Here is an 11,855-nt window from a genome sequence, read left to right as displayed (position 1 = left end):
AATAAAAAACCCGACCAGAGGCCGGGTAAAAGTCATCAGTATTTCATCAATTTTCAACGACAGGTGCCGATATCGAGGGGATATCGCCGAAGTTATATTACCCCTTAAATATGACAGCCAGATGGCAGCTTATGCCTTGCGATACAGACGCCGCGGATGACCAATATTGCCGTACATCATTTCAACGCGCACAAACTGGGTGGCGACGCAGTATTCCAGATAACGTCGTGCCGTGGTTTTGCTGATCCCGACCTGTTCGACCACGTCTTCTACCGCATGCGCGGCTTCCGGTTGCTTGATAAACAGCGCCTGCACCAGCTCCAGCGTGTTGGTTTCAATGCCTTTGGCGCTGGGTTCGCTGGAGAACTGCTTGGATTGCAGGTTATACAGCGCGTCGACGTTGCTTTGGTCGATTACCTTGAAGGTGCGCTGGGTTTGCACAAACTGCATAAAGCGCTCCAGTGAGTTGCGCAGCCGCTTGTAGGAAACCGGTTTAATGATGTAATCGAAGGCGCCATTGCGGATCGCCTGGCTGCAGGTATTCATGTCGCTGGCGGCGGTAATAAAAATCACTGAACAGCCGGGGTTTTTCACCGCCGCTTCTTCCATCAGTTCAATGCCCTGGCCGTCAGGCAAAAAATTGTCCAGCAGGATCAGCCGTGGCTGGTGGGCATTGACTTTGACTCTGGCCTCGGCCAGCGTGGCGGCATAAGCCACCACCCGCAGAGCAAAGTTCTGCTCAATAAATTCCGCGTGCAGCGTCGCCAGCTGTGGCTCATCTTCCACGATCAAAACGTCCAGTGTTTCTGGTTGCATCATTCGGGTGCTCAAGATTGTTTAGGGATAAACAAAGAAAAAATAGCGCCGTGCGGATCGTTGTCCGACACTTCTATGCTGCCGTGCGCCTGCGCCACGTGGCTGGCAACCAGGTGCAGGCCGATGCCGTGGTCACCCTTGTCATCTTTGGTGGTGACGCCCTGTTCGAACAGCGTATCGCGCACCTCAGGGGCAATACCGGTGCCGCGATCGGCCACTTCAATCACCAGTTCATTGCTGCTGTCGCTGATATAAAGTTCTACCGCCTCATAGGGCGCACCGTAATGCAGCGTAGCGTCTACCGCATTATCCAGCAAATTGCCGATGATCGACATCAATTCGGTTTCATTCAATGCCGCAGGGATCTGCCGCAGCTGGCAGGCCGGGTCGAAGCGAAGCTCCACGCCTTTTTCCTTCGCGCTGGAGTATTTGCCCAGCAGCAGGCCGCATAATGCCGCCGAACTGAAACGCTGTGAGATAAAGTCGAGGATCTCCTGCGCACCTTCAGATTGCGCCTCCACATAACGGATGGCCTCGTCGTAGCGTTGCATATGCAACAGGCCGGCGAGGGTGGCGGTCCAGTTCAGCTGTTCGTGGCGCATGATGCGCAGGTTGTCAGCATAGCGCTTCACCTGGCTAAGCTGGCTGCTCAGGGTGTTGATGTCGTTTTTGTCGCGGAAGCTGATCACCCAGCCCTGCAGCTCTTCTTCCTGCATGATGCGTACCCGGCTGGCGATAACCCGGACATGGTTGAAGCGACAGACCTCGTCATGGGTGTCATGCCCTAACTGTGAGGCGCCGAAGAAATCCGGCTGGGATTGGATCACCTCACCGATTTCTCTGCCCATCAGGGCGGCGGCGGGCTGACGCAAATCCAGCAGTTCGCGGGCCGCGTGGTTAATGGTGATGATCCGCAACTGAGGATCGACGGCAATCACCCCTTCATAGATTGCTTCCAGCAACGCTTTCTGTTGGCGTACCAACAGGGCAATTTCTTTCGGTTCCAGCCAGAACATTTGGCGTTTTAAATTCTTCGATAACAGCCACGAAAATACGAACAGCGCGATTAATAAAAGCACTATCGATCCAAGAATTTGCGTCAGAGTTCTGGAATTTAAATTGTCGATATGTGATTTGAGATAACCCACCGAAACAATGCCGATGACGTTATTATTTTCGTCCAAAATGGGCGCTTTACTGCGCAATGAAATGCCGATGCCGCCTTTGCGAATGGAAATAATGCTTTTGCCTTCGAGAACCTCTTTATTATCGCCGCCGACCATCGGCGTGCCGATACGGTTGGCATATTCAGAGTGATAAAGATGCCGGGTTTGCTTATCGCCGATAACGATATAGCTGGCATCGCTGCTGGCGCGAATTTTCTTCATTAGCGCTGCAATTTTAACCGGGTCTTTTTTTTCCACTGCGGTGATCAGGGAAGGGATCAGGGCAATCTCTCGGGCCTGCACCTGCGCTCGCGCGCCGAGGTCGCGGTGCAGTTGCGCATCGAGCTGGTAGTAGGTGTAAGCACCAATAAACGTCAACAGCAGGCAGGAGAAGGCAACCAGGCACAGGAATAGCTTGATTTGAAATGAGAGTTTTATACGCATGACCGGGGTTCGCCCTGATAAATCCTGAAGGCTTACCCTATCATGAGTGGCCGTTAATGTAATATTGCGCCGGATCAACTTGTGATCGCAGCCACGGGATTATTCTTGTCTGGGTGGTTAATGCAGCAGCTGCAATAAAACTGATAATTCTTAAAGTAAAAATAACGTTAACACCATTAAAACCACGACAGATTTTACATAATCCTAATTAACACCATAGAAACCATAACCACCATTAAAAACCCTTTTTAACTTTGAACAAAATCACAGCAGATAATCCGTGCGTTTCTCTATGATGGCTGAACAAACTAATAAGAGGCCAGATTATGAGCACAACAGATGATTCTTTCCTCGCCGCCAAAGACAAAACCGCTGAAATACCGCTGCGGGAGAAATGGTGGCATATACTGGACAATTACAAAGTAGGAATTATTCCGTTGCCGTTCTTTGTTCTGGCCGGCGTACTTATTTTATTGGATTGCCTGGAAGGGAAATTACCGAGCGATATCGTGGTCATGGTTGCCACATTGGCGTTCTTTGGTTTTGCCTGCGGCGAGTTTGGCAAACGCCTGCCGCTGATCGGCAAAATGGGGGCCGCGGCGATCTGCGCCACCTTTATTCCTTCTGCGTTGGTGCATTACGGCTTGCTGCCGGACGTGGTGGTGGAATCGACCACCAAATTCTATAAATCGACCAATATTCTGTATCTCTACATCTGCTGCATTATCGTTGGCAGCATTATGAGCATGAACCGTCAGGTGCTGATCCAGGGCTTTCTGCGCATTTTCGCGCCGATGCTGTGCGGTGAGATTGTCGGCATGCTGGTAGGAATGGCGGTGGGCATGGCGTTGGGGCTGGAGCCGTTCCAAATCTTCTTCTTCCTGATTTTGCCGATCATGGCCGGTGGCGTCGGTGAAGGCGCGATCCCGTTGTCGATGGGGTACGCGGCGATTCTGCATATGGAGCAGGGGGTAGCCTTGGGGCGCATTCTGCCTATCGTCATGCTTGGCAGCCTGACCGCCATTGTTCTGGCCGGCTTGCTTAACCAACTGGGTAAACGTTACCCGCACCTGACCGGCGAAGGCAGCCTGATGCCGAGCAAGCAGGGCGAAAGCGAGATGAGCGCGGTGGAAAAAATCAGCGGTAAGGTGGATGTCAGCACCATCGCCTGCGGTGCGCTGCTGGCCATCCTGCTGTACATGGTAGGGATGTTGCTGCACCGCATGATTGGCCTGCCGGCACCGGTTGGCATGCTGTTCGCCGCGGTGGCGGTGAAGCTGGCACATGGCGTGTCCCCACGCATTCAGGAAGGTTCGCAGGTGGTCTATAAATTCTTCCGTACTGCGGTCACCTACCCGATTCTGTTCGCCGTCGGCGTAGCGATCACTCCGTGGCAGGAACTGGTTAACGCCTTCACCTTCCAAAATCTGGTGGTGATCGTCAGCACCGTGTCTGCACTGGTGGCGACCGGCTTCTTCGTCGGCAAGAAAATTGGCATGCACCCGATCGATGTGGCGATTGTCTCCTGCTGCCAGAGTGGGCAGGGTGGCACTGGCGATGTTGCCATCCTCACCGCCGGCAACCGTATGTCGCTGATGCCTTTTGCTCAGATAGCTACCCGTATCGGCGGCGCGATCAATGTCTCGCTCTCTTTGCTGGTACTGGCCAAATTCTTCGTATAACTCAAAAAAATCCTTAGTGTTTCTTTGCCTTTCCCCGCCCCCGCGGGGATTTTTTTATTCATTTTTTGCCTCCGGCAGGCGTCATTTCCGCTTTGGGTTAATACTTAGCGCTCAAATGACAACAAGGAGTCACCATGTTCTGGAAACGTTACCTGCTGGGGGCGGCGCTGGCCGTTATGTCGCTGCAAACCCTGGCCGCCGCACCGCAGGTGAAAACCCCCGCGCCGGGTTTTTATCGCATCATGCTGGGCAGCTATGAAGTCACAGCCTTGTCTGATGGCGTGCTCCGCTTGCCGGTTGACAGACTGCTGCTGAACAGTTCGCCAAAGCAGATAGAGACCGCTCTGGCTGAGCACCATCAGGGCCTGCCGGTCGTCACCTCTGTTAATGCCTACCTGATCAATACCGGCAGCAAGCTGATCCTGGTTGATACCGGTGCGGGTTCGCTGCTGGGGGACGGGTTGGGCAAACTGGTCGTAAACCTCAAGGCTGCCGGTTATCAGCCACAGCAGGTGGATGAAATTTACCTGACGCATATGCACCCGGATCATCTCGGCGGTTTGACGCAAAACGGTAAAGCTGCTTTTCCAAATGCAGTGGTGCGTGCCGGGCAGCAGGATGCGGATTTTTGGCTTAGCGAGAGTCGGTTGAAACAGGCGCCACCGAAGGAGAAAGCCTCGTTCGAGAATGTTATCGCCGCGCTCAAGCCTTATCAGGCCGCCGGACATTTTAAAACGTTCAGTAATGATGGTGAGCTGTCGCCGGGGATCAGTGCGTTTGCCGCCCATGGACATACGCCAGGCCACAGCATCTATCTGGTGGAAAGCCAGGGCAAAAAATTGTTGCTGCTGGGGGATTTGATCCACGTGGCGGCGGTGCAGTTCGCCCATCCGCGTGTCGCGATAAGTTTTGATAAAGATGCCAAAGCGGCAGTAGCCCAGCGGCTGCGGGTGTTTAGTGATAGCGCTCAGCGCAGTGTGCTGGTGGGCGGACCGCATCTGTCATTCCCCGGGCTGGGTTACCTGAATAAACAGGGCGAAGGCTACGACTGGGTGCCGCTGGAATATGGCGCCATGTAAGGCGTTTATCGGTTACGGGCGGCGAACACTTTGCTGAACCAGTCGATGAAGACCCGAACGCGCGGTGAAAGTTGGCGGTTGCGCGGGTAGAGCAATGAGACCGGCATCGGAGTGGAGGGGAATTGCGGCAGCAGGGGCAGCAAGCTGCCGTTGTCCAGGCTGTCGCGCAGGTGATAACGCGGCACCTGAATGATCCCCAGCCCCATGCGCGCCGCAGCAACCAGGCTTTCCGCCGCGCTGACCGACACCGTGCAAGGCAATGTCACCTGCCGCGCCTGGCCGGCCACAGTAAATTCCAGCGGCATCAGGGTGCCGCTGGCCGAGGAACGGAAGCCCACCATGCGGTGGCCTTCAAGTTCGCTGATGGAATGCGGCGTGCCAAAACGTTGCAGGTAGTCCGGGGCGGCGCAGGTAACCTCTTCAAGCTCGCCTAACCGACGCGCCACCATATCGCTGTCTTTCAGTTTGCCGACCCGCACCACGCAGTCGATACCTTCGCGCACCGGATCTACCAGCCGATCGCCCTCGCTCATAAAAAGTTCGATATCCGGATATTGCGTCAAAAAGTCGGGAAGTTCCGGCAGCAAAAAGTGCCGTGCCAACGTGCCGTGCACGTCGATGCGCAGCAGCCCACGCGGTTTGGCACCGGCAAACGCCATCTCGGCATCTTCGATATCCGCCAGAATGGTCAGGCAGCGTTGATAGTAAGCTTCGCCATCCAGGGTTGGGCTGACGTGGCGGGTAGTGCGTTGCAACAACCGCACCTGCAGCCGGGTTTCCAGTTGCTTGATGGCATCGGTCACCGTCGATCGCGGCAGGTTCAGATCCTGTGCGGCCTGGGTAAAGCTGCGTTGTTCCACCACGCGGGTAAACAAGCGCATGGCATCGATTCTGTCCATGGTTATTGTTCGCTAAATTCGGATAGTGATAACGAAGAGTAGGGGATTATTCGCCGGGGCGAAAGGTGCATGATGTTGTCACGCCGGTAAGTCGCCGGCGCATAGCCGACGAGGATAGAGAGCATGAACACCAAGACTCAGCAAGTTGCCATTGTCACCGGCGCATCGCGCGGTATAGGCGCGGCCATTGCCGAACGCCTGGCTGCCGACGGTTTTACCGTGATCGTCAACTATTCAGGCAATCAGGCATTGGCCGATGAGCTGGTGCGCAAAATTGAACAAAGCGGGGGGCGGGCGCTGAGCGCCAGGGCGGACGTCAGCGACGCCGCCGCCGTTGCCCAGCTGTTTGACCGGGCCGAGCAGGCTTTCGGCGGCGTGGATATCCTGGTGAATAACGCTGGGGTGATTGCGCTGGCTCCGGTCGCAGAAATGAGCGATGCCGATGTCGATCGGCTGATCGACATTAACCTGAAGGGGACCTTCAACACGCTGCGAGAGGCGGCGAAACGCCTGCGCGACAACGGGCGCATCATCAACTTTTCATCCAGCGTGGTCGGGCTGCTGCAGCCGAGCTACGGCATGTATGCCGCCAGCAAGGCCGCCGTCGAAGCGCTGACCAGCGTGCTGGCGAAAGAGCTGCGGGGGCGCAATATTACCGTCAACGCTATCGCGCCGGGCCCGACCGCCACCGGGCTGTTCCTGGACGGTAAAACGCCGGAGCTGATCGACCGGCTGGCGAAAATGGCCCCATTGGAGCGTCTGGGTCAGCCGCAGGATATCGCCGCGGCGGTGTCATTCCTGGCCGGTGCTGACGGTGCCTGGATCAACGGCCAAACCCTGCGGGCCAACGGCGGCATTATCTGATTTTACCGGGGCGGTTTCTCTCGCGGCAGGATCGGGTATCCTGTCGCGAGAAATCCACCGGAGGAAGCGCCTTATGGTAGGCCGCAGCAGAAGAAAAAAAACCGGCAGTCAGATTGACGATGGCGTGCGTTCACCCTGCAATAATGTTTGCCAGATCGACACCGAAAACGCGTGGTGCCGGGGCTGTTGGCGCACGCTGGAGGAAATCGCCGCCTGGTCGAGTGCCGATGACGAGGAAAAGCGGGCCATTTGGCAGCGCATCCGACAGCGTGCCGGAAATATCTAAACTGTAGGGGCGCGGTAGCCTGCGCCCGTTCAGCGGTTATGGTTTAGAGCGAAGTGATTCGCCCCCGCGATTTCACTCAGAAATCCCAGTCGTCATCTTCAGTGTTGACCGCTTTACCAATCACGTAAGACGAGCCTGAGCCGGAGAAGAAGTCGTGGTTCTCGTCGGCGTTTGGCGACAGCGCCGACAGAATGGCCGGATTGACCTGCGCCATCGACGGCGGGAACAACGCTTCGTATCCCAGATTCATCAACGCCTTGTTGGCGTTATAGTGCAGGAAGGTTTTCACGTCCTCAGTCCAGCCTACACCGTCGTACAGCTCTTCGGTGTAACGCACCTCGTTATCGTACAAATCCTGCATCAGATCGAAGGCGAAATTTTTCACCTGTTGGCGGCGCGCCGCGTCTACCTTCTCCAATCCTTTTTGGAATTTATAACCGATGTAATAACCGTGCACCGCCTCATCGCGGATGATCAGACGGATCAAATCGGCGGTGTTGGTCAACTTGGCGCGGCTCGACCAGTACATCGGCAGATAAAAGCCCGAATAGAACAGGAACGACTCCAGGAATACGCTGGCGACCTTCTTCATCAGCGGATCGTCGCTGCGGTAGTGGGCCAGAATGATGCTGGCTTTTTTCTGCAGCGCGCGGTTTTCCTCGCTCCAGCGGTAGGCATCGTCGACGTCCGGCGTCTGGCACAGCGTAGAGAAAATTGAGCTGTACGAACGAGCATGCACCGCTTCCATAAAGCTGATGTTGGAGTACACCGCCTCCTCATGCGGCGTAATCGCATCTTCGATCAGCGCCGGCGCGCCCACGGTATTTTGAATGGTGTCCAGCAGCGTCAGGCCGGTGAACACCCGAATGGTCAACTGCTGTTCCTTTGGCGTCAACGTTGCCCACGACGGAATGTCGTTCGACAGCGGCACCTTCTCCGGCAGCCAGAAGTTGGAGGTCAGGCGGTTCCACACCTCCAGATCCTTATCGTCTTCGATGATGTTCCAGTTGATCGCGCGCACCAACTGCGCCGGTTTAGGGGTATTCATAGATTGCCTCACAGTGCGCAGGACACGCAGCCCTGCACCTCGGTGCCTTCCAACGCCATCTGGCGCAGGCGGATGTAATAGATGGTTTTGATGCCTTTACGCCAGGCATAAATCTGCGCGCGGTTGATGTCGCGGGTGCTGGCGGTATCGCGGAAAAACAGCGTCAGCGACAGCCCCTGATCGACGTGCTGAGTGGCGGCGGCATAGGTATCGATAATTTTTTCCGGCCCTATGTCGTAGGCATCCTGGTAGTACTCCAGGTTGTCGTTGGTCATATAGGGCGCCGGATAATAGACGCGACCAATTTTTCCCTCTTTGCGGATCTCGATGCGTGACACGATCGGATGGATGCTGGAGGTCGAGTTATTGATGTAGGAGATGGAACCGGTGGGCGGTACCGCCTGCAGGTTCTGGTTGTACAAGCCGTGCATCATCACCGACTGACGTAGCGCCAGCCACTCTTCGCGGCCAGGGATGGCGATATTGGCGTCGGCGAACAGCGCGCGAACCCGTTCGGTTTGCGGCTGCCATTCCCGTTCGGTGTATTTGCTGAAGTATTCACCTGAAGCATAGGTCGACTCTTCGAAGCCGCCGAATGCGCTACCGCGCTCGATGGCCAACCCGTTAGAGGCGCGAATGGCGTGGTAAGCGACGGTATAGAAATAGATGTTGGTGAAATCAATCCCTTCTTCTGAGCCGTAGAAGATGCGTTCGCGAGCCAGGTAGCCGTGCAGGTTCATCTGGCCGAGGCCAATGGCATGCGAACTGCGGTTGCCTTCGGCAATCGACGGCACCGAGCGAATGTCGCTCATGTCCGCCACCGCCGTCAGCGCACGGATCGCGGTGTCGACCGCTTTGCCAAAGTCGGGGGCATCCATGGTTTTGGCGATGTTGAGCGAACCGAGGTTGCAGGAAATATCCTTGCCTACCTGGTCGTAGCTCAAGTCATCGTGATAGGTGCTGGCGCGGTTAACCTGCAAAATCTCGGAGCACAGGTTGCTCATGTTGATGCGCCCGGCGATCGGGTTTTCACGATTGACCGTATCTTCAAACATCATGTACGGATAACCGGATTCAAACTGGATCTCCGCCAGTACCTGGAAGAATTCACGCGCATTGATGCGTGATTTGCGGATGCGCTTGTCATCCACCATTTCGCGGTACTTCTCGCTGACGCTGATTTCCGAGAACGGCACGCCGTACACTTGCTCGACGTCATAGGGCGAGAACAGGTACATCTCTTCGTTATTCTTCGCCAGTTCGAAAGTGATATCCGGGATCACCACCCCCAGCGACAGCGTCTTGATGCGGATTTTCTCGTCGGCATTTTCACGCTTGGTGTCGAGGAAACGCAGAATATCCGGATGATGAGCGTTGAGATAGACCGCACCGGCACCCTGACGCGCGCCCAGTTGGTTGGCGTAAGAGAAGGCATCTTCAAGCATCTTCATGATAGGGATCACCCCTGAAGACTGGTTCTCTATGCGTTTGATCGGGGCACCGACCTCGCGAATGTTGGTCAGTAAGAACGCCACGCCGCCGCCGCGTTTTGACAGTTGCAGCGCAGAGTTCACCGCCCGACCGATGGACTCCATATTGTCTTCGATACGTAACAGAAAACAGGACACCAGTTCGCCGCGCTGCTGCTTACCGCAGTTGAGGAAAGTGGGCGTCGCCGGCTGGAAGCGGCCCGAGATCATCTCCTCCACCAAATCTTGCGCCAACGCAGTATCACCTGCCGCCAGCGTTAAGGCGACCATGCACACCCGGTCTTCGTAGCGTTCCAGGTAGCGCTTACCGTCGAAGGTTTTCAGCGTGTAGCTGGTGTAATACTTAAAGGCGCCGAGGAAGGTCTCGAAGCGGAATTTTTTCGCATAGGCCTGTTGGAACAGCTGTTTGATAAAGGCGAACTCGTACTGCGCCAACACGCTCTGTTCATAATAACCTTCCTCCACCAGATAGCGCAGCTTCTCCTCCAGGTTATGGAAGAACACGGTGTTTTGATTCACGTGCTGCAGGAAGTAGTGCCGCGCTGCTAACCGATCCTTGTCAAACTGGATACGGCCCTCGGCATCATAAAGATTGAGCATCGCGTTGAGCGAATGGTAATCCAGCGCGCTTGCGGCGGGCCGGGTCAGTTCTGTCGTTGCCAAAATGCGGTTACTCCCTGTCGAACGTTTGCAACGTCTTGTGTGGTGCCGAGCAGCTCAAAGCGGTAAAGAAAAGGCACCTGACATTTTTTGGCGATGATGTCGCCGGCAATGCCGTACGCTGCGCCGAAATTGGTATTCCCGGCGGCGATAACGCCGCGCAGGAAAGCGCGATTTTGTGGATCGTTGAGAAAGCGGATCACCTGGATCGGCACGGCTCCTACGGCGCTGCCGCCGCCATAGCTGGGCACGATCAAAATATAGGGTTTATCCATCAGCAGTTTGCTGCGGGCGCCGGCGATAGGGATACGTATCGCCGGCAATCCCAGTTTTTCAACGAACCTGTGGGTGTTCTCCGAACTGCTGGAGAAATAGACCAGCGGGTTCATGGGCAACCTCAGGACGCCAGGGCGTGGGCCAGCGCGCCGATTTTGTCCGGCCGGAAGCCAGACCAGTGATCTTCACCGGCGATAATCACCGGAACTTGCTGATAGCCAAGGGATTTGACATGGTTCAGCGCCTGCTGATCCTGGGTGAGGTCGATCACCTGATAACCAATCCCTTGTTTATCGAATGCGCGATAGGTGGCGTTGCACTGGACACAGTCTGGTTTACTGTAAATAATAATGCTCATGATTCGCATTTACCTTTTAGGCTGAAGGAAAGGCGGACAGGTCAGATAACGGAGCATTGAACGGCGTTTCTGACGGCGTTACCAACCGCTACATGTTCCCTGCGGTTGATGGGTTGAATACTATATGTGGATATTTAATTTATCAACCACGCTATATATGGTGTTTTGGCAGGATTCACGTTGAGGCCGCATCAGGGCTGGAAAAGCAGAGGGAAAAATTTTTTTTGGCGGTTGTTGGCGGGAAACCCCTCTCGGGCGAGAGGGGGATAAGTGCGGTTTCGTCATTGACGCATGCTGATGGCCAGGCGGTTAAAGGCGTTCATGATGCTGATGGCGAAGGTTAAATCGGCAATTTCCGCATCGCTAAAGTGCGTCTGCAGCGCTTCAAACGCGCTGTCCGGTGCGCCAGTTGCGGCGATCAGGGTCACGGAGTCTGCCCACTCAAGCGCCGCGCGCTCGCGGTCGCTGAACGCATGACTCACGCGCCAGCCCGCAAGTTGGTCCAGCTTGGCGTTGTCAACGCCACTTTCTCTCAGTGCTTTACCATGCATATCCAGGCAGTAGGCACAGCCGTTAATCTGCGATACGCGCATAAACATCAGCTCAATTGTCGCCTTGTCCAGCGCGCCTTTCTCCAGTGCCATCAGGGCGGTCACCATGCCTTTGTAAGGGGCGGGAGAGAGTTCGGAATATTTCAAACGTTGCTTAATCATGGTCAACCTCAGTTAGCGAACAGCAGAATAATGAGGCTACTTTAATGGCGATATGGACTATGCTATAGAGCCAT

Annotated in this window: 12 protein-coding genes; 4 read left to right on the top strand and 8 right to left on the bottom strand. The window is 55.5% G+C overall.

The features are described 5' to 3' along the window. Positions 1–129 precede the first annotated feature (129 nt). Complete coding sequence (locus EBA31_RS20255) at positions 130–816, bottom strand: response regulator (RefSeq protein WP_122080667.1); 687 nt, start codon at positions 814–816, stop codon at positions 130–132. Positions 817–827: 11 nt separating this feature from the next. Further along, positions 828–2,426, bottom strand: coding sequence for a sensor histidine kinase (locus EBA31_RS20250; RefSeq protein WP_020828308.1), 1,599 nt, complete (start codon positions 2,424–2,426; stop codon positions 828–830). A 326-nt stretch (positions 2,427–2,752) separates the two neighbouring features. Here EBA31_RS20250 and EBA31_RS20245 point away from each other — a divergent pair, with 326 nt between their 5' ends. After that, positions 2,753–4,108 carry a 2-hydroxycarboxylate transporter family protein gene (locus tag EBA31_RS20245; protein ID WP_020828307.1) on the top strand — a complete coding sequence of 452 codons (1,356 nt, stop codon included), beginning with the start codon at positions 2,753–2,755 and terminating at the stop codon, positions 4,106–4,108. Between the two features lie 134 nt (positions 4,109–4,242). Next, the gene (locus EBA31_RS20240; protein ID WP_046372793.1) at positions 4,243–5,187 is read left to right on the top strand and encodes an MBL fold metallo-hydrolase; all 945 of its coding nucleotides are present in this window, start codon (positions 4,243–4,245) and stop codon (positions 5,185–5,187) included. A 5-nt stretch (positions 5,188–5,192) separates the two neighbouring features. On the opposite strand, the gene EBA31_RS20235 is transcribed toward EBA31_RS20240, so the two are convergent. Then, on the bottom strand, positions 5,193–6,086 hold the full coding sequence (locus tag EBA31_RS20235) for a LysR family transcriptional regulator (protein ID WP_122080063.1): 894 nt from the start codon (positions 6,084–6,086) through the stop codon (positions 5,193–5,195). Between the two features lie 123 nt (positions 6,087–6,209). Here EBA31_RS20235 and EBA31_RS20230 point away from each other — a divergent pair, with 123 nt between their 5' ends. Further along, on the top strand, positions 6,210–6,950 hold the full coding sequence (locus EBA31_RS20230) for an SDR family oxidoreductase (protein ID WP_115058164.1): 741 nt from the start codon (positions 6,210–6,212) through the stop codon (positions 6,948–6,950). A 73-nt stretch (positions 6,951–7,023) separates the two neighbouring features. Then, the gene (locus tag EBA31_RS20225; RefSeq protein WP_122080062.1) at positions 7,024–7,236 is read left to right on the top strand and encodes a DUF1289 domain-containing protein; all 213 of its coding nucleotides are present in this window, start codon (positions 7,024–7,026) and stop codon (positions 7,234–7,236) included. A gap of 76 nt (positions 7,237–7,312) precedes the next feature. Here the strand turns inward: EBA31_RS20225 and nrdF are convergent, their stop codons facing one another. From nrdF to EBA31_RS20200, 5 genes are all read right to left on the bottom strand, one after another. After that, a complete protein-coding gene (gene nrdF, locus EBA31_RS20220) occupies positions 7,313–8,284 on the bottom strand; it encodes a class 1b ribonucleoside-diphosphate reductase subunit beta (protein WP_020828302.1) in 972 nt (323 codons plus the stop codon). Between the two features lie 8 nt (positions 8,285–8,292). After that, complete coding sequence (nrdE, locus tag EBA31_RS20215) at positions 8,293–10,437, bottom strand: class 1b ribonucleoside-diphosphate reductase subunit alpha (RefSeq protein WP_122080061.1); 2,145 nt, start codon at positions 10,435–10,437, stop codon at positions 8,293–8,295. Next, complete coding sequence (gene nrdI, locus EBA31_RS20210) at positions 10,419–10,823, bottom strand: class Ib ribonucleoside-diphosphate reductase assembly flavoprotein NrdI (RefSeq protein ID WP_020828300.1); 405 nt, start codon at positions 10,821–10,823, stop codon at positions 10,419–10,421. Before nrdI ends, nrdE begins: the two co-directional genes overlap by 19 nt. 8 nt (positions 10,824–10,831) lie before the next feature. Further along, positions 10,832–11,068, bottom strand: coding sequence for a glutaredoxin-like protein NrdH (nrdH, locus tag EBA31_RS20205; protein ID WP_020828299.1), 237 nt, complete (start codon positions 11,066–11,068; stop codon positions 10,832–10,834). A gap of 281 nt (positions 11,069–11,349) precedes the next feature. Beyond that, on the bottom strand, positions 11,350–11,781 hold the full coding sequence (locus tag EBA31_RS20200; protein ID WP_116691886.1) for a carboxymuconolactone decarboxylase family protein: 432 nt from the start codon (positions 11,779–11,781) through the stop codon (positions 11,350–11,352). Between the last annotated feature and the right edge of the window lie 74 nt (positions 11,782–11,855).

The sequence above is a fragment of the Serratia sp. P2ACOL2 genome (assembly GCF_003691565.1).
Taxonomy (GTDB): domain Bacteria; phylum Pseudomonadota; class Gammaproteobacteria; order Enterobacterales; family Enterobacteriaceae; genus Serratia; species Serratia liquefaciens.
This window is presented reverse-complemented; position numbering and strand designations above follow the sequence as displayed.